The 22,679-nt window shown below is 30.1% G+C and carries 36 protein-coding genes; 34 read left to right on the top strand and 2 right to left on the bottom strand.

Annotated elements, in window-relative coordinates; all coding sequences use genetic code 11:
• Window positions 1-97: 97 nt before the first annotated feature.
• The 28 genes from AVBRAN12640_RS06790 (at window position 98) to AVBRAN12640_RS06655 (ending at window position 14,342) form a co-directional block, all read left to right on the top strand.
• Complete coding sequence (locus AVBRAN12640_RS06790) at window positions 98-874, top strand: RsiV family protein (RefSeq protein ID WP_336608782.1); 777 nt, start codon at window positions 98-100, stop codon at window positions 872-874.
• Window positions 875-1,377: 503 nt separating this feature from the next.
• Window positions 1,378-1,689: a 30S ribosomal protein S10 gene (gene rpsJ, locus AVBRAN12640_RS06785; RefSeq protein ID WP_214116107.1), complete on the top strand. Its 312-nt coding sequence runs from the start codon at window positions 1,378-1,380 to the stop codon at window positions 1,687-1,689.
• 9 nt (window positions 1,690-1,698) lie between these two features.
• Window positions 1,699-2,274, top strand: coding sequence for a 50S ribosomal protein L3 (gene rplC / locus AVBRAN12640_RS06780; RefSeq protein ID WP_214116105.1), 576 nt, complete (start codon window positions 1,699-1,701; stop codon window positions 2,272-2,274).
• Window positions 2,271-2,882: a 50S ribosomal protein L4 gene (rplD, locus tag AVBRAN12640_RS06775; RefSeq protein ID WP_214116103.1), complete on the top strand. Its 612-nt coding sequence runs from the start codon at window positions 2,271-2,273 to the stop codon at window positions 2,880-2,882. Before rplC ends, rplD begins: the two co-directional genes overlap by 4 nt.
• A 1-nt stretch (window position 2,883) precedes the next feature.
• Window positions 2,884-3,165 (top strand): 50S ribosomal protein L23, encoded by a 282-nt coding sequence (locus AVBRAN12640_RS06770; protein WP_214116101.1) that lies wholly within the window; start codon window positions 2,884-2,886, stop codon window positions 3,163-3,165.
• Between the two features lies 1 nt (window position 3,166).
• On the top strand, window positions 3,167-3,997 hold the full coding sequence (rplB, locus tag AVBRAN12640_RS06765) for a 50S ribosomal protein L2 (RefSeq protein ID WP_214116098.1): 831 nt from the start codon (window positions 3,167-3,169) through the stop codon (window positions 3,995-3,997).
• A 1-nt stretch (window position 3,998) separates the two neighbouring features.
• A complete protein-coding gene (rpsS, locus tag AVBRAN12640_RS06760; RefSeq protein ID WP_214116097.1) occupies window positions 3,999-4,280 on the top strand; it encodes a 30S ribosomal protein S19 in 282 nt (93 codons plus the stop codon).
• A gap of 10 nt (window positions 4,281-4,290) precedes the next feature.
• Window positions 4,291-4,629 (top strand): 50S ribosomal protein L22, encoded by a 339-nt coding sequence (gene rplV, locus AVBRAN12640_RS06755; protein WP_214116095.1) that lies wholly within the window; start codon window positions 4,291-4,293, stop codon window positions 4,627-4,629.
• Window position 4,630: 1 nt separating this feature from the next.
• Window positions 4,631-5,329: a 30S ribosomal protein S3 gene (rpsC, locus tag AVBRAN12640_RS06750; protein ID WP_214116093.1), complete on the top strand. Its 699-nt coding sequence runs from the start codon at window positions 4,631-4,633 to the stop codon at window positions 5,327-5,329.
• A 2-nt stretch (window positions 5,330-5,331) separates the two neighbouring features.
• Window positions 5,332-5,757 carry a 50S ribosomal protein L16 gene (gene rplP, locus AVBRAN12640_RS06745; RefSeq protein WP_214116091.1) on the top strand — a complete coding sequence of 142 codons (426 nt, stop codon included), beginning with the start codon at window positions 5,332-5,334 and terminating at the stop codon, window positions 5,755-5,757.
• Window positions 5,744-5,929: a 50S ribosomal protein L29 gene (rpmC, locus tag AVBRAN12640_RS06740; RefSeq protein ID WP_214116089.1), complete on the top strand. Its 186-nt coding sequence runs from the start codon at window positions 5,744-5,746 to the stop codon at window positions 5,927-5,929. The genes rplP and rpmC overlap by 14 nt, the downstream gene beginning before the upstream one ends.
• Window positions 5,930-5,939: 10 nt before the next feature.
• Window positions 5,940-6,191 carry a 30S ribosomal protein S17 gene (gene rpsQ, locus AVBRAN12640_RS06735; RefSeq protein WP_214116088.1) on the top strand — a complete coding sequence of 84 codons (252 nt, stop codon included), beginning with the start codon at window positions 5,940-5,942 and terminating at the stop codon, window positions 6,189-6,191.
• Window positions 6,191-6,559 carry a 50S ribosomal protein L14 gene (rplN, locus tag AVBRAN12640_RS06730; protein ID WP_214116086.1) on the top strand — a complete coding sequence of 123 codons (369 nt, stop codon included), beginning with the start codon at window positions 6,191-6,193 and terminating at the stop codon, window positions 6,557-6,559. The genes rpsQ and rplN overlap by 1 nt, the downstream gene beginning before the upstream one ends.
• The gene (gene rplX / locus AVBRAN12640_RS06725) at window positions 6,559-6,792 is read left to right on the top strand and encodes a 50S ribosomal protein L24 (protein WP_214116077.1); all 234 of its coding nucleotides are present in this window, start codon (window positions 6,559-6,561) and stop codon (window positions 6,790-6,792) included. The genes rplN and rplX overlap by 1 nt, the downstream gene beginning before the upstream one ends.
• A gap of 1 nt (window position 6,793) precedes the next feature.
• Window positions 6,794-7,339, top strand: coding sequence for a 50S ribosomal protein L5 (gene rplE, locus AVBRAN12640_RS06720; RefSeq protein ID WP_214116075.1), 546 nt, complete (start codon window positions 6,794-6,796; stop codon window positions 7,337-7,339).
• Between the two features lies 1 nt (window position 7,340).
• Complete coding sequence (locus AVBRAN12640_RS06715; RefSeq protein ID WP_172234194.1) at window positions 7,341-7,526, top strand: type Z 30S ribosomal protein S14; 186 nt, start codon at window positions 7,341-7,343, stop codon at window positions 7,524-7,526.
• Window positions 7,527-7,535: 9 nt separating this feature from the next.
• Window positions 7,536-7,931 (top strand): 30S ribosomal protein S8, encoded by a 396-nt coding sequence (gene rpsH / locus AVBRAN12640_RS06710; protein WP_214116073.1) that lies wholly within the window; start codon window positions 7,536-7,538, stop codon window positions 7,929-7,931.
• 62 nt (window positions 7,932-7,993) lie between these two features.
• On the top strand, window positions 7,994-8,530 hold the full coding sequence (gene rplF / locus AVBRAN12640_RS06705; RefSeq protein WP_214116071.1) for a 50S ribosomal protein L6: 537 nt from the start codon (window positions 7,994-7,996) through the stop codon (window positions 8,528-8,530).
• 10 nt (window positions 8,531-8,540) lie between these two features.
• On the top strand, window positions 8,541-8,897 hold the full coding sequence (gene rplR, locus AVBRAN12640_RS06700) for a 50S ribosomal protein L18 (RefSeq protein WP_214116069.1): 357 nt from the start codon (window positions 8,541-8,543) through the stop codon (window positions 8,895-8,897).
• Window positions 8,898-8,906: 9 nt separating this feature from the next.
• Complete coding sequence (rpsE, locus tag AVBRAN12640_RS06695) at window positions 8,907-9,350, top strand: 30S ribosomal protein S5 (protein ID WP_214116067.1); 444 nt, start codon at window positions 8,907-8,909, stop codon at window positions 9,348-9,350.
• Window positions 9,351-9,353: 3 nt separating this feature from the next.
• Complete coding sequence (gene rplO, locus AVBRAN12640_RS06690) at window positions 9,354-9,755, top strand: 50S ribosomal protein L15 (RefSeq protein WP_214116065.1); 402 nt, start codon at window positions 9,354-9,356, stop codon at window positions 9,753-9,755.
• Entirely contained in the window at window positions 9,755-11,017 is a 1,263-nt protein-coding gene (gene secY, locus AVBRAN12640_RS06685) for a preprotein translocase subunit SecY (protein ID WP_214116056.1), read from the top strand. Before rplO ends, secY begins: the two co-directional genes overlap by 1 nt.
• Entirely contained in the window at window positions 11,014-11,613 is a 600-nt protein-coding gene (locus AVBRAN12640_RS06680; protein ID WP_214150166.1) for an NlpC/P60 family protein, read from the top strand. Before secY ends, AVBRAN12640_RS06680 begins: the two co-directional genes overlap by 4 nt.
• Window positions 11,603-12,322 (top strand): glutamate racemase, encoded by a 720-nt coding sequence (locus tag AVBRAN12640_RS06675; RefSeq protein ID WP_336608781.1) that lies wholly within the window; start codon window positions 11,603-11,605, stop codon window positions 12,320-12,322. The genes AVBRAN12640_RS06680 and AVBRAN12640_RS06675 overlap by 11 nt, the downstream gene beginning before the upstream one ends.
• Window positions 12,315-12,917 carry an MBL fold metallo-hydrolase gene (locus AVBRAN12640_RS06670; protein ID WP_214116043.1) on the top strand — a complete coding sequence of 201 codons (603 nt, stop codon included), beginning with the start codon at window positions 12,315-12,317 and terminating at the stop codon, window positions 12,915-12,917. Before AVBRAN12640_RS06675 ends, AVBRAN12640_RS06670 begins: the two co-directional genes overlap by 8 nt.
• Complete coding sequence (locus AVBRAN12640_RS06665) at window positions 12,911-13,210, top strand: hypothetical protein (protein ID WP_214120231.1); 300 nt, start codon at window positions 12,911-12,913, stop codon at window positions 13,208-13,210. The genes AVBRAN12640_RS06670 and AVBRAN12640_RS06665 overlap by 7 nt, the downstream gene beginning before the upstream one ends.
• The gene (map, locus tag AVBRAN12640_RS06660) at window positions 13,197-13,958 is read left to right on the top strand and encodes a type I methionyl aminopeptidase (protein WP_214120232.1); all 762 of its coding nucleotides are present in this window, start codon (window positions 13,197-13,199) and stop codon (window positions 13,956-13,958) included. The genes AVBRAN12640_RS06665 and map overlap by 14 nt, the downstream gene beginning before the upstream one ends.
• A 3-nt stretch (window positions 13,959-13,961) precedes the next feature.
• Window positions 13,962-14,342, top strand: coding sequence for a hypothetical protein (locus tag AVBRAN12640_RS06655; protein ID WP_336608780.1), 381 nt, complete (start codon window positions 13,962-13,964; stop codon window positions 14,340-14,342).
• Window positions 14,343-14,385: 43 nt separating this feature from the next.
• On the opposite strand, the gene glmS is transcribed toward AVBRAN12640_RS06655, so the two are convergent.
• Window positions 14,386-16,164, bottom strand: coding sequence for a glutamine--fructose-6-phosphate transaminase (isomerizing) (gene glmS, locus AVBRAN12640_RS06650; RefSeq protein WP_336608779.1), 1,779 nt, complete (start codon window positions 16,162-16,164; stop codon window positions 14,386-14,388).
• Between the two features lie 92 nt (window positions 16,165-16,256).
• On the opposite strand from glmS, the gene mqnE reads away from it, so the two are divergent.
• The 4 genes from mqnE to AVBRAN12640_RS06630 all read left to right on the top strand — a co-directional run bounded on the left by mqnE (window position 16,257) and on the right by AVBRAN12640_RS06630 (window position 19,699).
• Complete coding sequence (gene mqnE, locus AVBRAN12640_RS06645) at window positions 16,257-17,321, top strand: aminofutalosine synthase MqnE (RefSeq protein WP_214116032.1); 1,065 nt, start codon at window positions 16,257-16,259, stop codon at window positions 17,319-17,321.
• A 214-nt stretch (window positions 17,322-17,535) separates the two neighbouring features.
• Window positions 17,536-18,885 (top strand): NCS2 family permease, encoded by a 1,350-nt coding sequence (locus tag AVBRAN12640_RS06640; protein ID WP_336608778.1) that lies wholly within the window; start codon window positions 17,536-17,538, stop codon window positions 18,883-18,885.
• Window positions 18,886-18,896: 11 nt separating this feature from the next.
• Window positions 18,897-19,337: a phosphoribosyltransferase gene (locus AVBRAN12640_RS06635; RefSeq protein WP_214116028.1), complete on the top strand. Its 441-nt coding sequence runs from the start codon at window positions 18,897-18,899 to the stop codon at window positions 19,335-19,337.
• A complete protein-coding gene (locus tag AVBRAN12640_RS06630; protein ID WP_336608777.1) occupies window positions 19,334-19,699 on the top strand; it encodes an HIT family protein in 366 nt (121 codons plus the stop codon). The genes AVBRAN12640_RS06635 and AVBRAN12640_RS06630 overlap by 4 nt, the downstream gene beginning before the upstream one ends.
• A 38-nt stretch (window positions 19,700-19,737) precedes the next feature.
• Here the strand turns inward: AVBRAN12640_RS06630 and AVBRAN12640_RS06625 are convergent, their stop codons facing one another.
• Window positions 19,738-20,397 carry a DNA alkylation repair protein gene (locus AVBRAN12640_RS06625; protein WP_214116023.1) on the bottom strand — a complete coding sequence of 220 codons (660 nt, stop codon included), beginning with the start codon at window positions 20,395-20,397 and terminating at the stop codon, window positions 19,738-19,740.
• A gap of 260 nt (window positions 20,398-20,657) precedes the next feature.
• On the opposite strand from AVBRAN12640_RS06625, the gene AVBRAN12640_RS06620 reads away from it, so the two are divergent.
• Together AVBRAN12640_RS06620 and AVBRAN12640_RS06615 are read left to right on the top strand one after the other, a co-directional pair.
• On the top strand, window positions 20,658-21,887 hold the full coding sequence (locus AVBRAN12640_RS06620; RefSeq protein WP_336608776.1) for a major outer membrane protein: 1,230 nt from the start codon (window positions 20,658-20,660) through the stop codon (window positions 21,885-21,887).
• Between the two features lie 41 nt (window positions 21,888-21,928).
• Window positions 21,929-22,348: a c-type cytochrome gene (locus tag AVBRAN12640_RS06615; RefSeq protein WP_336608775.1), complete on the top strand. Its 420-nt coding sequence runs from the start codon at window positions 21,929-21,931 to the stop codon at window positions 22,346-22,348.
• The last annotated feature ends 331 nt before the right edge of the window (window positions 22,349-22,679 follow it).

Raw genomic sequence — 22,679 nt, 5'->3', positions numbered from 1 at the left:
TTATTATAAAATATGTTCCACGTGAAACAAAATTAATTAAAATTTTTAAGTGTTATTAACTTAGGATAAAATACTATTTTTATTTAAGGAGTATAAAATGAAAAAAGTATTAATTTCAAGTATTTTGGCACTTAGTTTAAATTCTGCTGGGTTTTTAATGATAGATAAAGATAAAACCGCATATTTTACAATTAACGACCATAAAGATAAAGTTGAGTTTGTTAGTGGTATGAATATAATGCAAGATAATGTATGTTTTGCATGTAACGATACGATAATAAATAATATAGATTATGAGGCTTCAAAATCAATTGGGGTTAAATATGATAGTATTAGTATCAGTACAAGTGATGGTAATTTTAAGATTAGATATTTATCTGGAAATAATAAAGAAGAACTTAATTTAAATGAATTTTTTGCTCAAAGCTTAACTCATTTTGGAACTTTAGAAATATTAGAAGATGTAATATTTGCTAAGAATGATTTAACGAGTATAAGTTTTAGTTTAGTAGAAGACAATAAAGGTGCCCATCCTTTACATTTTAAAAAATATGCAATTTTAGATAAAACAGGCAAAATTATTTCATCAAACGAAGCTTTTAAAGATACAGATAGGTTAAAAGAAAAAATATCTAAAAAAATAAGAGATTTTCAAAATACAACTAAACATCCAGAAAAAGATAATAAATTTTTTAGTCCTTTAGAATTAAATAATTTTTATTTTGATAATTTAGGAATAGTATTTTCATATAGTCCTTATGAATTATTTTCATACGCTAGTGGATATATAAAAGTTCGTTTAACATATAAAGAAATAGAACCATTTTTAAAAGAAGAATTTAAAAAACTATTACAAGATAATAAAGTATTGTAAAAATTTATGATTTAATTTTTTCCGAATTTAAAATAAAAATTCGGAAAAAATTATTATTCAATAAATTATATATAGTTTTAACAAGTATTAAAATTTTTATTAATTTTTTGAGATTTAATACTTGTTGCTTATATCAGCAAATAGATTTTATACAAAATACTATTTTATTGATTATTAATTTTTATTAGTGATTTTGTTTCATACTAAGTATTATTAATAATTTTCTAATTTTTGCTTTTTTAGATATATTTTTGTATATATCTTATCATAATGAGTAAAAATTTATATTAGTATATTTTAAAATAAATTTAGTATTTTATAGTTTATAATTTTTATTTTTATCTTTTTAAAAAAGACAAAAAATATGAAAAAATTTATTTTTTCTTGACAAATAAACTTATATTAAATACACTTGCGAACCTATTTTAGTTTTTGTGATACTTATCACATGTTCTTTAATGGGTTGGCTTAAATGCCAACGAGTTCTTTTAAAAGGAAAAATTATGGAAAGAATTAGGTTAAAGTTAAAAGCTTATGACCATAGGGTTCTAGATCGTACAGTTGCGGCAATTGTTGAAGCCGTTAAGAGAACTGGTGCTGAAATTAGAGGTCCAGTGCCAATGCCTACAAAAATAAAGCGTTATACCGTTTTAAGATCTCCGCACATCAATAAAGATTCAAGAGAACAATTTGAAATGAGAATTCACGCTCGTATGATTGATATTTTGGCTGCTACTACTGACACCGTTGATAGCTTAACAAAGCTTGATTTGGCACCAGAAGTTAATGTTGAAGTTCGTGCAATGGGCAAGTAAGGATAGAGTATGGAATATATTGTTGAAAAAATCGGAATGAGTAGAACAATTAACACATCTAGCACTCCTGTAACATTACTTAAGTTAGTAAAAACAAAAGTTTGCGAACTTAAAGATGGTAAAGCTATCGTTGCTTACGCACAAGGTAAACATCAAAACAAGTGCATAGCAGGTCAGCAAAAAAAATACAGCCTAAGTGCAGAGTTTAACAAATTTGCTAGTTTAGAAGTAGCAAATAAAGAAGCAGGTGACATTGACACTACACCTTTAGCTGAAGCAAAGGTTTTAAAAGTAAGCTTTAATTCAAAAGGTAGAGGTTTTGCAGGTGTTATTAAAAGACACGGATTTGCAGGTGGTCCAGCAAGTCATGGTAGCCGTTTTCACAGACGCTCAGGTTCTATAGGTAACCGCGAGTGGCCAGGTCGTGTTCAAAAAGGACGCAAAATGGCGGGTCATTTTGGTAATGAATTAGTTACTGTTAAAAATGAAGTTGTTTCATTTGACGCTGAAAATGGTGTTTTAGTATTAAAAGGTAGCGTTGCAGGTTATAATGGTGCAATGGGTAAAGTAAGGATTGTAAAATGAAAGTATGCGTATTAAACGATAAATTTGAAAAAGCTAGCGAGCTTGATTTACCAGCAAGATACGCTGAAGTAAATCCTCATAACCTTTATTTATATGTAAAATCATATCAAGCTAGCATGAGAGCAAATACAGCTCATACTAAAGGTAGAAGTGATGTTAGCGGTGGTGGTAAAAAACCATGGAGACAAAAAGGTCGTGGCGGTGCTCGTGCAGGTTCAACTAGAACTAACGTATGGGTAGGTGGTGCAGTTGCATTTGGTCCAACAAATAATAGAAACTATTTTCAAAAAGTAAATAAAAAGCAAAAGAGATTAGCATTTGAAAGAGCTTTAGCTGATAAAGCAAATGCAAACGCAATATTTGCAGTAGATAATATAGTTATTGAAAGTGGTAAAACAAAAGATGCAAGAGCTATGATTAATAAAATAGGTGTTAAAGATGCTTTAATAGTTAAATCATTATTAGATGAAAAAACATTATTAGCATTTAGAAATCTTGCAAATTGTTATGTTGTTGATATTACTGAAGTAAATGCTTATTTATTAAGTATATTTAACTCAGTTATTATTGAAAAAGATGCTTTAGCATCAATTACGAAAGAGGGCTAAGATGGCTGATATCACAGATATAAAAAATATAGTTTATACAGAAAAAACTTTAGGCCTTCAAGAAAGTGGCGTAGTAGTTATTCAAGCTAGCCCTAAAATGACAAAAAATGGTCTAAAGCAAGTGTTAAGAGAATATTTTGGTATCGTTCCTTTAAAAATAAATTCATTAAGAATGGATGGAAAAGTTAAAAGATTTAGAGGAATTGAAGGCCAAAGAAGTGACTTTAAAAAGTTTTATGTAAAGCTACCTGAGGGTGCTAGTTTAGAGAATAAGGAAGGCTAAGATGGCTATTAAAACTTATAAACCATATACCCCAAGCAGAAGATATATTACAGGTGTAAGTAGCGATGATATTACAGCAAAAGCTAGTGTTCGCTCATTACTTGTAAAACTTCCAGCTGCAGCAGGTAGAAATAACAACGGAAGAATAACAAGTCGCCATAAAGAAGCAGGTGCTAAAAAACTATATCGTATCATTGATTTCAAAAGAAATAAATTTGGAATTGAAGGTCGTGTAGAAGCTATTGAGTATGACCCATACAGAAATTGCCGTATTGCATTAATTGCTTATAAAGATGGTGAAAAAAGATATATTATCCAACCTCGTGGTTTAGCAGTAAATGACATTGTTTGTTCAGCTGCTGAAGGTTTAGATATTAAACCAGGAAATGCTATGAAATTAAAATCAATTCCTGTAGGTACAATTATCCATAACCTTGAGTTAAAACCAGGTAAAGGTGGACAAATGATTCGTTCAGCAGGTTCTTTTGCTCAATTAATGGGTAAAGAAGAAAAATATGTAATCGTTCGCTTACAATCAGGTGAAATGAGAAGAGTATTAGCTGAATGTATGGCTAGTATTGGTGAAGTTGGTAATGAAGATTGGGCTAACGTTACAATCGGTAAAGCAGGACGCAATAGACATAGAGGTATTCGCCCACAAACTCGTGGTAGTGCAATGAACCCAGTAGATCACCCACATGGTGGTGGTGAGGGTAAAAAGAACTCAGGTCGTCACCCAGTTACACCTTGGGGTAAACCAACTAAAGGTGCTAAGACTCGCCGTAAAAAGGCTAGCGATAAGCTAATAATATCAAGAAGAAAAGGAAAATAAGATGGCTAGATCATTAAAAAAAGGTCCTTTTGTTGATTCTCATGTTATGAAAAAAGTTATCGCAGCAAAAAAAGCTAACGATAATAAACCAATTAAAACTTGGTCAAGAAGAAGCACTATAACTCCTGATATGATCGGTCTTACTTTTAACGTTCATAATGGTAAAAGCTTTATTCCAGTATATGTAACTGAAAATCACATAGGTTATAAATTAGGTGAATTTGCACCAACTCGCACATTTAAAGGCCACAAAGGTTCTGTGCAGAAGAAAATTGGAAAATAAGGGGTAGTAGATGAGTAAAGCATTAATTAAATTCATAAGACTATCACCAACTAAGGCAAGATTGTTAGCAAGAGAAGTTCAAGGAATGAATGCTGAATTAGCAATGGCTAGTTTAAAATTTATGCCAAATAAAGCAGCAAAATACATTTCTAATGCAATTTCAAGTGCTGTTGCAAATGGTGGATATGAGCCAAGTGAAGTTGTAGTAAGTTCATGCCGTGTTGATGCAGGTGCAGTTTTAAAAAGAATTAGACCAAGAGCAAGAGGTAGTGCAAGTCGCATTAGAAAACCAACTGCTCATATTATGGTTGAAGTAAGCAGAGCAAAAACTGAAAGTAAGGAAAGCTAAAATGGGACAAAAAGTAAATCCGATCGGTCTTAGACTAGGAATTAATAGAAATTGGGAATCAAGATGGTTTCCAGCTAAAGCTAGTTTAGCACAAAGCATAGGCGAAGATTATAAAATCCGTGCTTTTCTTAAAAAAGAGCTATACTATGCAGGCGTTAGTCAAATAATAATAGAAAGAACTGCTAAGAAATTAAGAGTTACTGTAGTTGCAGCTCGTCCTGGAATTATCATTGGTAAAAAAGGTAGTGATGTTGAAGTAATTAAAACAAAACTACAAAAAATTATCAATAAAGAAGTAAATCTTAATATTAAAGAAGAGCGTCGTGCTAATGCATCAGCTCAATTAGCAGCAGAAAGTGTTGCAACTCAACTTGAAAAGCGTGTTGCTTTCCGCCGTGCTATGAAAAAAGTTATTCAAAATGCACAAAAAGCAGGAGCAAAAGGTATTAAAGTTAGCGTTGCAGGTCGTTTAGGTGGTGCTGAAATGGCTAGAACAGAGTGGTATCTTGAAGGTCGTGTGCCTTTACATACTTTAAGAGCAAAAATTGATTATGGTTTTGCTGAAGCTCATACAACTTATGGAAACATAGGTATTAAAGTATGGATATTCAAAGGTGAGGTATTACATAAAGGTGTTCAAGCTGATAAAACTGAAGAGCCAGCAGCAAAGAAGACAAGAAGAACCAGAAGAGGTAAATAATTATGTTGATGCCAAAAAGAACAAAATTTAGAAAAATGATGAAAGGCCGCAATCGTGGCTATGCTTGCCGTGGCACAAAACTTGCTCTAGGTGATTATGCTTTAAAAGCTACTGAGGGTGGTAGAGTTAATTCACGCCAAATTGAAGCAGCTCGTATTGCTCTAACTCGTCATGTTAAAAGACAAGGTAAATCATGGATAAGAGTATTCCCAGATAAACCTTTAACTAAAAAACCACTTGAAACAAGGATGGGTAAAGGTAAAGGTAGTGTTGAAGAATGGGTAATGAATATTCAACCAGGCAGAATTCTTTTTGAAATGACAGGCGTTAGTGAAGATATGGCTAGAGAAGCTCTTGCACTTGCTATGAGTAAATTACCATTTAAAACTAAGTTCGTTACAAGAGAGAGTGAAAATGAAATATACTGAGCTAAAAGATAAAACAGCAGAAGAATTAAATGCTATGTTAAAAGAGAAAAAGGTGCTTTTATTTACACTAAAACAAAAGCTTAAAACGATGCAGCTTACAAATACAAATGAGCTTCGCGTAGTAAGAAAAGATATTGCTAAAATCAATACTGCAATATCAGCTATGAAATAAGGGGCTAATTATGAGTTTTAAAAGAGAAATACAAGGCGTAATCGTTGCAAAATCAGGTGATAAAACAGTTAGCGTTCTAGTTGAGCGTAAAGTTGTTCACCCAAGATATAGAAAGATTGTAAAACGCTTTAAAAAATATTTAGTTCATGATGAAAAAAATACTGCTAATGTTGGCGATACAGTTGTGGCAATTGAATGCAGACCATTGTCAAAACGCAAATCTTTTCGTCTTAAAACAATCTTAGCAGCAGGAGTTGAGTAATGATTCAAAGTTTTACAAGGCTTGTAGTTGCTGATAATAGCGGCGCAAAAGAAATTATGTGTATAAAAGTATTAGGTGGTAGCAAGAGAAGATATGCTACTGTAGGTGATGTTATAGTTGCATCTGTTAAAAAAGCTTTACCAAATGGTAAAATTAAAAAAGGTCAAGTAGTTAAAGCTGTAATCGTAAGAACTAAAAAAGAAGTTCAAAGAGAAAATGGCTCATTAATTCGTTTTGACGAAAATGCAGCAGTTATTTTAGATGCTAAAAGAGAGCCAGTTGGAACTCGTATTTTCGGGCCAGTTGGTAGAGAAGTAAGATATGGTGGCTTTATGAAAATTGTTTCACTAGCTCCGGAGGTTTTATAATGGCTGTTAAATTTAAAATTAAAAAAGGTGATAATGTAAAAATTATCGCAGGTGATGATAAAGGTAAAACAGGTGTTGTAAAGGCAGTTTTTCCTAAGAAAAATCAAGTAATCGTTGAAGGTTGCAAAATTGCTAAGAAAGCAGTTAAACCAAGCGAGCAAAATCCACAAGGTGGTTTTGTAAATAAGGAAATGCCTATGGATATTTCAAATGTAGCAAAGGTGGAGGCATAATATGAGATTAAAAGAAAAATATGTTAATAGCATTAAGCCTGCTATTGCTAAAGAATTTGATATTAAAAATCCTATGTTAATTCCTGCTATTGAAAAAATTGTAATTAGCGTTGGTTTAGGTGCTGAATTTACTAAAGATCAAAAAGTATTACAAAGCATTGTTGATACAATTAGTTTAATTTCAGGACAAAAAGCAGTTGTAACTAAAGCTAAAAAATCAGTTGCTGGTTTTAAAGTAAGAGATGGTTTCCCTGTTGGTGTAATGGTAACTTTAAGAAAAGACAATATGTATGCGTTTTTAGATAAGTTAATTTCTATTGCATTACCAAGAGTTAAAGACTTTAGAGGCCTAAGTAGAGATGGTTTTGATGGTCGTGGAAATTATAGCTTCGGTTTAAATGAACAATTAATGTTCCCTGAAGTTGTATATGACCAAATTTTAAGAACCCATGGTATGAATATAAATGTTGTAACAACAGCAAATAGCGATAAAGAGGCATTAAGATTATTAGAATTATTCGGTGTGCCTTTCACAAAAGGAAAGTAATATGGCAAAAAAATCAATGATAGCAAAAGCTGCTCGTCCAGCTAAGTTTAAAGTTAGAGCTTATACAAGATGCCAAATTTGTGGTCGTCCACACTCAGTATATAGAGATTTTGGAATTTGCCGTGTGTGCCTAAGAAAAATGGCTAATGAAGGATTAATTCCTGGTCTTAAGAAAGCTAGCTGGTAAGGAGAAGTTATGATTAACGATTTAATTTCAGATTCACTAACTCGTATTAGAAATGCAGCACTTCGTAAATTAGATACAACAAAATTACTACATTCAAAAGTTGTAGAATCTATTGTTGATATTTTTAAAGCGAAAGGTTATATTGAAGATTATAGCGTTGTTGAAGAAGATAAAAAGAAATTCATCAATGTAGTTTTAAAATATGATGAAAAAGGCAAAAGCGTTATTAATGAAATAAAGCGTGTTAGCAAACCTGGTCGTAGAGTTTACCGTGGTAAAGATGAAATCAAAAGATTTAAAAACGGTTATGGAACAATAGTTGTAAGTACAAGCAAAGGTGTTATTAGCAATGAAGTTGCTTATAAAGAAGGCATCGGTGGCGAAGTACTTTGCACTATTTGGTAATTAATGCTTTTTATGGCATTCGGAAAGCTTAAGCTTTCCCTAGACAAATAAAAAGGAAAAATATGTCAAGAATAGGAAAACAACCAATTGAAATTCCAGCTGGAATTTCAGCTAAAGTAGATGGTAATGTTCTTAGTTTTACTAAAGGAAATGTAAAAAAAGAACTTGATTTTAAAGGCCATGTAAATGTAGAAGTTAAAGACAATCAAGTAGTATTCACTCCAAAAAGTGATGATAGAAGTTCAAGAGCTTATTGGGGAACTTACAGAGCTTTAGCTAATAATATAGTAATAGGTCTTACTCAAGGATTTAAAAAAGTATTAGAAATAAATGGTGTTGGATATAAAGCTGCAATGAAAGGTAAAACTTTAGAAATGGCTTTAGGTTACTCACATCCAGTAATTTTTGATGCTCCAGAAGGCATTGAAATAGCAGTTGAGAAAAATACTATCGTAATTACAGGTGCTGATAAGCAAGTAGTAGGTCAAGTTGCAGCTAAAATTCGTGAATTTAGACCACCTGAGCCATATAAAGGTAAAGGTATTAAGTATTCAGATGAGCGTATTATTCGCAAAGCTGGTAAAACATCTAAGAAGTAAGGGATAAATAATGAGAGCAAATATCTTAAAAAGAAAATTATCTCTTAGAATTAAGAGAAAAAAGAGAATTCGTGCAAAAATTAGCGGTTGTGCAACTTTACCAAGAGTATCTATTTTTAAATCAAATAGAACACTTTATGTTCAAGCAATTGATGATGTAAAAGCTCACACAATAGCTAGCGTAAATGGTAAAAAATTAGGCATTAAAGCAAATATTGAAGGTGCTAAGAAATTAGCAGCTGAATTTGCAAAAAGCTTAAAAGCAGCAAAAATTGAAGAAGCAGTTTTTGATAGAAATGGTTATTTATACCATGGTGTTGTAGCAGCTTTTGCTGATGCTTTAAGAGAAAACGGTATCAAACTATAAGGATAAATTATGGAAAAATATAATAGAGAAGAATTTGAAGAAGTAATTGTTGATATCGGTAGAGTTACAAAGGTTGTTAAAGGTGGTCGCCGCTTTAGATTTACAGCACTTGTAATTGTAGGTAATAAAAATGGCCTTGTAGGTGTTGGTTATGGTAAAGCTAAAGAAGTTCCTGATGCTATTAAAAAAGCAGTAGATGATGCGTTCAAAAATATCATTTCAGTTAAACTTCGTGGCCAAACAATCCCACACGATATTGAAGTAAAATACAATGCAAGCCGTATTTTATTAAAACCTGCTAGCGAAGGTACTGGAGTTATCGCAGGTGGTTCAAGCCGTCCAATTATTGAACTTGCAGGTATTAAAGATATTCTTACAAAATCACTTGGTTCATCAAATCCAGGCAACGTTGTAAGAGCTACAATCAAAGCTTTAAGTATGTTGAAAGGATAAAAAATGGGACTTGAAAATTTACAAAAAGCAGCAGGCTCTACTCATAAAACAAAAAGAATAGGCCGTGGTCAAGGTTCTGGCTGGGGAAAAACTGCTACAAAAGGTGGCAAAGGTCAAACAGCTAGAAAAGGTTATAATGAAAAAAGAGGTTTTGAAGGTGGTCAGCAACCACTTCAAAGAAGATTACCTAAAGTTGGTTTTACTTCTAAGTTTGAAAAACCTTATGTAATTAATGTTGAAAAAGTTACAGCTATTAAAGAATTAAAAGAAATTACTTTTGAAAGCTTAAAAAGTGTTCATAAATTTTCTTCAAGCGTTAAGAAAATAAAATTAATTGGCGCAAGTGCTAGTTCATTAGTAGCAAAAATCAAAGACGAAAACATTAAAACTAGCGGAAGTAAATAATGAATAAAAATCTTGCCAATAAAATTTTTATAACATTGGCGCTTTTATTTGCTTACAGGATACTGGCTTACGTGCCAGTTCCTGGCGTAAATGTAGATGTAATTAAAGAATTTTTTGAATCAAACACAAATAATGCTTTAGGTATGTTTAATATGTTTAGTGGAAAAGCTGCTGAGCGTTTATCAATCATATCTTTAGGTATAATGCCTTATATTACTTCATCAATTATTATGGAATTACTTGCAGCAACATTTCCAAATATCGGTCGTATGAAAAAAGAACGCGATGGAATGGTTAAATATATGCAAATTATTCGTGTAGCAACTATTGTAATTACTTTAATTCAAAGTGTTGGAGTTTCAGTAGGGCTTCAAAGCTTACACTCAAGAACAGGTGAAGCTGCTATTATGATTGATTTTAATACATTTATAGCTTTAAGCGCTGCTAGTATGTTAGCTGGAACTATGTTGCTTATGTGGTTAGGCGAGCAAATTACTCAAAGAGGTATTGGCAATGGTATTTCATTAATTATTTTTGCTGGTATCGTTTCGGGAATTCCTAGTGCGATTTCTAGCACAATTAACCTTGTAAATACTGGTGAATTAAATTTCTTAGTAGTAATTGGTATTGCCTTAGTTATTATTGCAGCTATTGGTGCTATTATTTATGTAGAATTGGGAGAAAGAAGAATTCCAATTTCTTATAGTAGAAAAGTTTTAATGCAAAATCAAAATAAAAGAATTATGAATTATATTCCTATTAAATTAAATTTAAGTGGTGTAATTCCTCCAATTTTTGCTAGTGCAATTTTGACATTTCCTGCTACTGTTTTACAATCAAGTACAAATGAATACATTATGAAAATTAATGATATTTTCAATCCAAATGGTTATGTATTTCATATTTTTACATTCTTTTTTGTAATCTTTTTTGCATATTTTTACGCATCAATTGCATTTAATGCAAAAGATATTTCAGAAAACCTAAAAAAACAAGGTGGTTTTATTCCAGGTATTCGTCCAGGAGAAGGAACAGCTTTATATTTAAATGAAATTGCAAGTCGCTTGACATTAAGTGGCTCAATATATTTAGCAATTATTGCAACTCTTCCTTGGCTTTTAGCTAAATTTATGGGAGTTCCATTTTATTTTGGTGGAACATCAGTTTTAATTGTTGTTCAGGTAGCACTTGATACAATGAGAAAAATTGAAGCTCAAATGTATGTGAATAAATATCAAACCTTAAGTGCAGTAGGCTTATGATTATAAATAGGCAAATATTTTTGCCGATTATTTTGGCTATATTTTTTGTGGCTTGTTCGCAAAATATAGCCAACAATAACTATGAAAACTATCAAAATAAAATCAATGGTGTAGTATTAATTGATGATGTTTATTCTAATTATCCAGCACAAATGTTTACTCCTAATGCTATTTTTGATACTAAATTGGATATAGAAAAAGTACAACAAACAAATAAAATTGTAGAGCGTATTTTAAATTCTTCAAGTGAGTGGAGATATACTCCTTATAGACTTGGCGGCACTAATAAAAACAAAGGTGCGGATTGTTCTTTTTTTACTCAAGAGATTTATAAACAAGTATATGGATTTAATCTAAGTAGAAGTACAAAAGAGCAAAGATTAGGTGGTAAAAAAGTTTCAAAATCTAAGCTTAAAGCAGGAGATTTAGTTTTCTTTAGAACAGATGGACCTTTTGGCTTACATGTTGGAATTTATCTTGAAAATAACAATTTTATACATTTATCTTCAAAAGGTGGAACAAGAATTCAAAGCCTTAATGTAAGATATTGGAATACAAGATATTTAGATGCAAGAAGGTATATAAATGCTAAATAAAATAGCAATTTTTGATAGTGGTGTAGGTGGGCTTGGAACTTTAAAATTATTAGTAAAAAGCCGTGTAGCAAAAGAAATAATTTATTATGCTGATAATAAAAATGTCCCATTTGGAACTAAAAGCAAAGAAGAAATTTTAAAAATCGGTCAAAATGCAATTGATTATTTAACAAGTTTAAATGTAGATTTGATTATTTTAGCTTGTAACACGGTCAGCTCAATTTTAAGCGAGCTAAATGTAGCTATTAAAGTTCTTCCTATAAGTGATTATGGTATTTTAGGGCTTAGCCAAATTGCTAATAATCAAAATTCTTTAGTAGTAGCTACAAAAGCAACTCTTAGCTCAGGGCTTTATCAAAATTCTTGTAAAAAATATAATATAAAAGCTGACTTTATAAGTCCTATTTCTTTTGTTCCTATTGTTGAGAGTATGGATTATTCTAAAGCGAGTGAAGATTTTGCAAATTATTTTAATAAAAATAATTATGATTATATTCTTTATGCTTGTACTCATTATCCATTTTTAGAGCAAGAATTTAAAACTTATTTTCCTAAAGCCACATTGATTGACCCAGCAAAAATTTTAGCACAAACTATGCAAGATGAATTTTTTAATAAAGATTTTAAATCAGAAATTATAATTGATTTTAGAGCTAGTAAAGATACTAAGATATTAAAAGATTTTTATGAAAGGATTAAAAATGTATGAGATTTTAGTAAGACCTTGTGGAGATTACGCTACAAATTGTTATATTGTAAAGCACGAATTAGGAGATATTGTAATAGACCCAGGCAAAGGTGCTTTAAGTTTTATTAAAGAAAACTCAAGCAAAGTCCTAGCGATTTTAAACACTCACGGACACCACGACCACATATGGGACAATAAATTAGTAGCACAAGAATTTAACGCTCCTTTATACACCCCAAAAGATGATATATTTATGTTAAAAAATCCTTTTTATGGTTTTTTACCAAGCGATGATATAGCAATAGCTGTTGAAGACAAAGAAGAATTAGTATTTAATGGTTTAAAATTTACTTTTCATCATTTTGCAGGTCATACTCCAGGTTGTTCTATGATTGAATTTGATGATGTTTATTTTAGTGGGGATTTTTTATTTGAAAGAAGTATAGGCAGATGGGATTTTGAGTTCTCAAATGCTGATGATATGGTAAATAGTCTTGAAAAAGCAAAGAATTTAAAAGATGATTTTTATTTACTACCAGGTCATGGAAATCAAACAAAAGTTAGTTTAGAAAAACCACATTTTGATTCTTGGATAAGATACATTAAGCAATGTTAATAATAGAATTAATTTTAGTATTTTTTGGTTTGATGGCTTGGTTTTTTCAAAAAGCATCACCAAAAAATGAAAAAATAGAAAGACTTAGTAGGAAATGTCCTTGCACAAGAATGGCTAATACTGGGCTTTTAACTAAAATATTTCTTTATTCAGCCATTGGTATAATTATAATTAATGCTTCAATGTTAGACTATGTGGGTTTTAATAAAGATAATATCTCTCAATTTATAATAGCCTTAGTGCTTGTATTTTTGGGGTATAAAGTAAGAAAGGATGAATATGATAGAAATTAAAAAACCAGCAGAAATAGAAAAATTAAGAGTAGCTAATAAAATGGTTGCAAAAACGCTAGATTATCTTGAAACTTTAATAAAACCAGGAATTTCTTTAAAAGAATTAGATAAAGCTGCAGAAGATTATATTTTAAGTCTTGGTGCAAAACCAGCTTTTAAAGGGCTTTATGGTTTTCCGGGTGCAATTTGTGTTAGTCTTAATGAAACTTGCATTCATGGAATTCCTGATGATAGAGTTTTAAAAGAAGGCGATATTGTAAGCTGTGATGTTGGAACTTTCATAGATGGATATTACGGAGACGCTGCTAGGACTTATGGTGTTGGCAAAATCTCTAAAAAAGATGAAGAATTAATTGCTTGTAGTAAGGATTGTTTGCTAAATGCAATAAGTCATATTAAAGATGGTATGAGATTTAAAGAGCTTAGTAAGATTTTAGAAGACTTTATTCGCTCTCGTGGTTTTGTTCCACTAGAAGGATTTTGCGGACACGGCATTGGTAGAAAACCACACGCAGAGCCTGAAATACCAAACTATCTACACCCAAATGATAGTATTAAAAATGGTCCAAAGATTAAAAATGGAATGGTATTTTGTATAGAGCCTATGATTTGCCAAAAAGATGGAAGACCTAAAAATCTAAAAGGTATGTGGGAAACTGCTTCAGCAGATGGGTTAAATACTGCTCATTATGAACACTGCGTAGCTATTGTAAATGGAAGAGCCGAGATTTTATCAATTAATGAGTAAATTATGGATACGAAAATAATTAAATCTAAATTAGATTTTAGCAGTGTTTTGTATTTTGTATTTATTTATTTGATTATTGCAATAACACAAGGAGCTTTTAAAGCAGGTTTTGTTTATTTAGGCATATTTTTCTCAATTTTGCTTGTGATTTATATTTATGATATGCCTATAATTAAAGTGATTTTGTATAAAGATAGAATTGGAGTTAGATTTATATTTTTTACAAAATACATAAAACTAAGCGATATTAAAAGCTATAAAAGAAAAAAGAGATTTTTAAAAATCAAAACCAATGGCTTATTTTATTCAAATATAAAATTAAGAAATTTTCATACAAATAGCCTTGATGACATAGAGCAATACTTAAATGCTATAAATGAATAAAATTATGGAATTTAAATTAGGAAATTATCCTAATTTAAATTCTTTATTCAACCGTTACGCTTTTTGCTAGATTTCTTGGCATATCTACATTTGCACCAACACGATTTGTGATTTCTAGTGCAAATAATTGCATAATTACCATCATTTCAAAAAACTCGCTTAGATAATGTTCTTGTTCGCTTGTTTTTATAAAATCATCAGCTTCGCTAAACTCAATAGGAGAAATTGCTAAAATATTTGCATCTCTTGCACTTAATTCTAAGACATTTGAGCGAGTTTTATCATATAAAATATTTTTCGGCATAAATGCAATTGTAAATAATTCGCTATCAGCAAGTGCGATAGGACCATGCTTCATCTCTCCTGCTGCATAGCCTTCTGCGTGCATATAGCTTATTTCTTTTAATTTTAATGCTGCTTCAAGTGCAAGTGGATAAAATAAATCTCTACCTATAAAGAAAAATCCGTGTCCGTGTAAGTATCGCTTGCTTAGGCGTTTTAATTTATCGTGAGTATTTTTATTTACTTTTAATACATTAGATAAATCCTTAATAGCAAGTAATTCTTTTTTAATATCTAAATTAGGATTTTTATTCAAATACAATGCTAGTAGCCATAGATTTAGCATTTGAGCGCAAAACGCTTTAGTGCTTGCTACACTTTTTTCAATCCCTGCACGAATTAAAATACAATAATCAGCTTCTCTTGCTATGCTTGAATTATCAACATTGCATAATGCTAAAGTTTTAAGCCCAGCATTTTTTGCTATTTTTAAAGCTTCAAGAGTATCAGCTGTCTCGCCGCTTTGAGATATACAAACGAATAAAGCATTTTTATCTAAAAAGCCATTTTTATATCTAAACTCACTTGCTATTTCTACACGGCATTCAATATTAGCACTTCTTTCATAAATATAGCTAGATGCTAATGCTGCGTGATAGCTAGTGCCACAAGCGCAAATTATGATTTTACTAAAGTCTTGATTTAAATTCTTTAGCTCATCAAAACATACTTTATCATTAATAATTCTTCCTATTAATATATTTTGAACGATTTGGCTTTGCTCGTAGATTTCTTTTTCCATAAAAGTATCAAACCCATCTTTTAAAGCACTTTCTTTATCACAATTTAATTCTTTAAACTCAACAACGCCATTTAATAAATGGATTCCATTTTTATCTAAAAAGCCAAAATCCCCATCGTTTAAATAAGCAACTTGTTTGCAAATTCCAACCAACGGAGCATCACAAGATGCCATATAAAACTCACTATTATTTGAGCCTTTTCCTATTATTAGTGGTGCGTTTTTCTTAGCAAAAAATATAGTATTCGGAGCTTTTTTTGTGATTAATAATATTGCATAAGCTCCATCAATTTTTTTAATAACTTCACTAAAAGCTTTTTCAGGGCTTAAAGTATTTGCGTATTTTTCAAATAAATGAACAATTACTTCTGTATCTGTTTGCGAATTAAAATGTGTGGTTTTTAGTTCTTCTTTTATTTCTTTATAATTTTCTATAATTCCATTATGTATTACGCAAGAATATTCGCCGTAATGTGGATGAGAATTTGTATCATCAGGTTTTCCGTGAGTTGCCCAGCGAGTATGACCTATAGCTACACCTTCATCATGAAAGTTTAGATTTTTCATAAAATTTGCTAGGTTCTCTAATTTTCCCGCCTTTTTAAAAAAGCTTAATTCATTATTTTCTAACACAGCCATACCTGCACTATCATATCCACGATATTCAAGCTCTTTTAATCCTTTTAATATAATTTCTTTTTTTTCTAATTGTCCTAAATACCCAACAATTCCGCACATTTTTAATCCTTTAATAATAAAAATTACGCTAATTTATAGTAAGTTGTTAAACAAAGATAAATATAATCACTTTTCTTTTTTAAGGATGGTAAATGGATATTTTAGAAGCGTTAGATGAAGGCAAAAGATTAAGCGAAGAAGATTGTTATAAGTTATACGATTTAGATTTGCAAGTCTTAGGATTTTACGCTAATAAAAAGAGATTAAAACTTCACGGAAAAAAAGTTTATTTTAATTGTAATCGTCACATAAATCCTACAAATATGTGCGTTGATACTTGTGCTTTTTGTGCATTTTCAGCCCATAGGCACAATCCAAATCCATATCATCTAACACACGAAGAAATCTTAAAAATAGTTGATGATACCGTTACTCGTGGGACAAAAGAAATACACATTGTTTCAGCTCACAATAAAAAAGGTGGTTGGGAATGGTATTTTGAGATTTTTAGAAAAATTAAAGATAAATACCCACATTTACATATTAAAGCAATGACAGCTGCTGAAATTAATTTTATTGCAAAGAGTTTTTTTGATGGAGATTATTCTGCAGTAATTGACAAAATGCTTGAATATGGAGTTGATTCTATGCCGGGTGGCGGTGCTGAAATTTTTGATGAAAAAGTTAGAAATGAGCTTTGTGCTAGCAAAGTTAGTTCTGATAATTGGCTTAAGATTCATGGGCTATGGCATCAAAAAGGAAAACAAAGTAATGCAACTATGCTTTTTGGACACATTGAAAGTCGTGAGAACAGAATTGACCATATGCTAAGACTAAGAAAACAACAAGATATTAGCAAAGGATTTAATGCTTTTATTCCGTTAGTATGGCAAAAAGACAATTCATTCTTAAAGGATTTAAAACCGCTTGGAAGTATAGAAATTCTAAAAACTATTGCAATAGCAAGGCTTGTTTTAGACAATATCTCTCATATTAAAGCTTATTGGGCGACTTTAGGGTTAAACCTTGCAATGGTGGCTCAAGAATACGGAGCAAATGACCTTGATGGAACAATAGAAAAAGAAAATATCCAAAGTGCAGGTGGTGCAAAAAGTGCGAATGGCATTACGCTACAAGACTTCATAGACAATATCAAAACATCAAATTTAATTCCAATAGAAAGAGATAGTTTATATAATGAGATTAAGGAATATTGATTGAATTCTTTATATGTTTTTAGCTCCATTTTAAAAACATCATTCAAACTCATTATGCAATTAATATATGATTGCAAAAAATATACTTTCAAACAATTTAATCTAATAATTTCTTACTACAAACAAAAGGATACTGCTATGAGCTAGAATTTTTAATCTTATTGTGTTTAATCTTAGGTGCTTTACGCTAAATATTTTTTTATAAGGGAAAAAAATGGACTTTTTTAAGTTAAAAGAAAACAATACAAGTGTTAAAAATGAGTTTAATGGTGCTTTAGCAACATTTTTATCAATGCTTTATATTATTCCAACTAATGCTTTTATAGTAAGCAATACAGGGCTTAGTGTAGAAGCTTTAATGCTAGCAACTGCTTTAGTAACTATAATAGCAACTGCATTTACAGGACTTTTTGCAAATTCTCCAATAGCAATGAGTACAGGTATGGGGCTTAATGTATTTTTTACATTTTCAATGTGCAAAGGTCAAGGAATTCCTGTTGAAACTGCTTTAGGTGCTGTTTTTATAAGTGGTTTTATATTTTTAGTTCTTTCTTTTACAAATTTTCGTATTTTTATTTTAAAAAGCATTCCTGAAGATTTTCGCCGTGCTATAAGTGCTGGTATTGGGTGCTTTCTAGCGTTTATGGGGATGAATCAGGCTCATATTGTTACGGCTGATCCTGTAACTCTTTTAAAAATAGGTAATTTTGCAGATCCGAATGTGTTATTTTGTTTATTTGTATTATTTTTAATTGTTTGTTTTTGGGCTTGGAAGATTAAAGCAGGTTTTATTTTAGCGGTTTTAATAGGTAGTATTATCGCTTGGACTTTTGGAATAGGTGGAGCAAAATTACCAAGTGAATTTGTGGCAATTCCAAATTTTAGTGAAAAAGATGGGCTTATGAGTATTTTTGCAAAACTTGATATTATGAGTGCTTTAAGTTTATCGGTATTACCTGCAGTAATGACACTTTTTGTAACTCAATTATTTGATAGTATAGGCACGATTACTAGTGCTGGAATTAGGGGCGGAATATTTAAAAATAAAACAAAATCAGACGGAACTCTTGATGATAGTGGAGATAAAAAATTAGGTAAAACTATGATAGCAGACGCAGCAGGAACTTGTATCGGAGCAGTTATTGGCACATCAACTGCAACTGCATTTGTAGAAAGTAGTGCTGGTATAGAAAGTGGTGCTAGAACAGGACTTAGCAATATATTTTTAGCTGGAATGTTTTGTCTTTGCATATTCTTTTTACCATTTTTCCAAGCAATTCCTGTTAATGCTATTTATCCTATCTTGATAATGGTTGGAATTTTAATGTTTATGGAAGTTAGCAATATTGATTTTAAAGACCCTGCAAATAGTGTTGCTACATTTTTTACGGTAATTATGATGCCATTTACTTACTCAATTACTACAGGTATTGCTTTTGGATTTATTTCTTATGTATTAGTTAGATTATTAAGAAAAGAATTTAATAAGCTAAGTAGTGGTATAATCGTTATCTCTATTATTTGTATGGCAGTGTTCTTGCTACAATTTATGAAATTTAATTAAAAGGTAAAACTATGTATAAATATACTTACGATGAATTTAAAAATGACTTTGAGCCGTTTGCAAAACGCATTCAAGATGAGTTCAACCCAGACGCTTTTGTAGGTGTTGCTCGTGGTGGTCTTACACTTACTCACGCATTATCAACTGCGCTTAAAAGCAGAAATGCTTTTGTATTAAATAGTATTCATTATGATGGGCAAAAAAAATTAGACACTATTGAAATTACTAATATTCCTGATTTAAGTAAAGCTAAAAAAGTTTTAATCATTGATGATATCGTAGATAGTGGTGAAAGTCTTGATGCAATTCGTAAAAAAATATTAGAAATTTACCCACATTTAGAAGTTAAACTTGCTGTTATTTTTTATAAGCCAAGTGCTATTATAAAACCTGAATTTTGTGTAAAAGAAGCTAAAGAATGGATTAGTTTCTTTTGGGATTTTGAAGTATGATTTATGAAAATAGTTTTTGCTATATTAAACGCCACGAGAGTTCTATCCCGTGGCTAGAAATCCATGCAAAAGATGAATACAAAGAACTTAGTAATGATGAAGAAACAAGCCTAAAAATTTTTAAAATTGCTATGCTTATAGAAAAAGAAATGATTAATTTTTATAAGCCAACTAAGATTAATCACGCTTCATTTGCTAACTACTTGCCTAAAGCCCATTGGCATATAATGGCTAGATTTAGTGATGATGGATTTTATCCTGAATGTATGTGGGGTAAGCAATTAGGGGATTTAAAAGATTATAGAGCTAATTTTGATGAATTTTGCGATATTTTAGTAGCTAAGTTAAAGAATTTTAAATAAGTAGAAATCGTATTTAATTTTTACTTATTTAAAACATATTATTTTCTTAAATCTTTTAATAAAATCTTATTCTCTGCTGATATTTTTGCACTATAACTTATTTTTTGAAACATCATTGATAAAGTTTCATTATCTAATTTTTTAATTTTTAAAAAATTAAAAGTTTCATCAAAATTATTACTTAAAAGTTCGGTAAAATACCAAGCTCTAGCCATATTTACATAATATTCTTGACTTTTTATATTAAATATTTTTTCTAATTTTGTGGTATCACTGCTAAAATATCTTATAAAACATAAAATCCCAAATCTTTTTTCATATATTGCGCTAGATTCAATCCATTCGCATATGATTTGCTCTACCTTATCAAGATTATTATCAAAGCACTTAGGTCTTATAGTATCGCAACTACACCAATTATCTATGATTTTTAATATTATTTTTAAATTCTTAACTACTAAATCATAATCATCTAACTCATTTAGCACATGTATATAAAGTTGCATTTCATCAAAACTATTAAAATTAGTATTTGATAAATAATCATTTAAATCATACTTTTTAATTATAGTTTTTGCATACCTTTTAAGCTTATTGTTTCTAACTCCTATTATTTTATAGTTAGTAAATACTGATTTTTTGCAATAACTTTTATATATTTTATCTATATGTTTTTGTAAATATTCTTTAATTTTCATTATAGCTCTTTCGTTTTGTTTAAAAAAATAATCTTACTATAAATACTTTTACTAAGTATTAACCTAGCTTCTTTAAAATCATCACAACTTAGACTAGTTTTTTACTCCTTGAGAGACTTAAACCCCTTGAGAAATCAAGGGGTTTTCTTTTTTTAAGAATAATTCAAATTACATTTTTTTAAAAATTTATATAACTTTAAGCTTAATTTTCAAAATTTATGCTACTATTCCCTTACATTTTTACAAAAAAAGGAGAAAAAATGAAATTAGTTAAATTAAGTTTAGCAGCAGTTGTTGCTGCAGGTTCGTTCTCATTCGCGAACGCAGTTGCTTTAGATGAAGCTATTCAAAATGTAGACCTATCAGGAATGTTAAGATATAGATACGATACAAATTCTGAAAAAATAAAAAACAATTCAGTTACTACGAAAATAGATAGATCAGAAGATAACGGACATTTATATAAAGTTCAATTAAAATTTGGTGCTGATATCGCTGATAATTTCAAAGCTACAGCATTATTCCAATATTCAAACACTGATGGTTCTTTTGGTAATTCAGCATATTTAAATGATAAAAAAACTTTTAATGTAAGAGATGCTTATTTAACTTATACAAATTATGATACTTCATTCATATTCGGTAGAATGGAAATTGGCTCAATTTGGACTGATGATTTACTAGGAACAGGATTAAAAATAGTAAATAACAGCATTGAAAATGTAACTTTAGCAGCTTATGCATTTGATAACTATAACAATGATGGAGATTTAAGTAGCGTTTTATTTGTTAAAGATGAAGAAGGTAATAAATATGCTACAAGTAAGAACCTTTATGGTATAGCAGCTATTGCTAATTTTGACCCAGTAGCAGCTCAACTATGGGTTTCAAATATGGCTAGTTGGGGCACATTCTATGCAGTAGATTTCAATGTTGCTCTAGGTGACAAAGATGACTTTGCATATAATGTACATGCTCAATACGCAGGCAATAGCCTTAAAAAAGATAGAAAAGGATTAGCAGCTAATGGTAACTTCTATGCAGCAGAAGCTGGCTTTGACGCATTCGGCTTAGACTTCAATGTAGGTTATGCTGGTTATGGTAAAAAAGATAAAATAACTCTTAATACTGTAGAAGATGAAGGTCAATTAATCAACTACGGCGAAATCGTAATGAAAGACTACCAAGGTGGTTTTGGTAAAAAAGATTTCGTATTCGGAACAATTGGCTATACATTTGAAGATGTAAGATTTGGTGTTGATATTATTAGTGGAACAAATAAAGTTTTTGCTGAAAAAGAAAAATTATTTGAAGTTAAACCACAACTATCTTATAAATACAGCGACAAGCTAAGCTTCTCAGCATTCTATGCTTACGCAGAAACTAAAGATTCTGTTAAAGTAGATGTTAAAGATGATAGCGCAACACCTAGCAAATCTGATAAGAAAAAAGAAAGTTTAATCAGATTCCAAGCTAAATATACATTTTAATTAATTGCTAGGCTTTAAGCCTAGCTTTTTAAAGACTTAGAATGAAAAAAATTTTATTATTTTTATGTATTACAAATTCTATAAGTGCAGTTACTACAGATGATTTATTAAATTATACTTTTAGTGATAATTTAGATATTAATTTAGGTAAAGAACTTTTTATAAATATTCATAAATGCAATTCTTGTCATGGAGATTTAGGAGATAAATCAAGCACTACATTTAAATCCTTAAACACTTATTCAGCATCTACTTTAAAATCAATGTTAAAATCTTACAAAAACGATAAAGATTTTGGAGGCAAAACAAGATTTGTTATGCAAAGATATGCAAATAAATTGTCAAATAAGGATATTGATAATATTATAGCTTATATAAAAGGCAAAGATAATTTAGAATTACCTAATTCAAAAAATATTGAACCTGCTAAAAAAACTAAAGATAATTTATATTTGGAATAAAATCTAAATATAAATTCCTATTTTAAAACTTAGATATTTTATTATAATTTAGCTATATAACTTAATAATCTTATAAAATATGTAATTCCATTAGATTATATTAAACATATAAAATTAACTTAATCTAAAATATTTTATACAAATAATTCAAATAATGTTTTTTATATTATGCAAAATTATTATTTATTTGCTTACTAAATTTCAAATTTCTCAAACCTAACTCTCACCACATAACCATCACAACTACAAACTATCTTCACTAATTTTAGTTTTTAATGTTTTTAAATTGTATTTTTTAAATTCTCCCAACTTTCCCTACTTTTCCAAATAA

Source organism: Campylobacter sp. RM12640 (genome assembly GCF_020137595.1).
In the GTDB taxonomy this organism is placed as follows: Bacteria; Campylobacterota; Campylobacteria; order Campylobacterales; family Campylobacteraceae; genus Campylobacter_E.
Note: the sequence above shows the minus strand (reverse complement) of the source record. Positions and strands in the feature narration are given on the sequence as shown.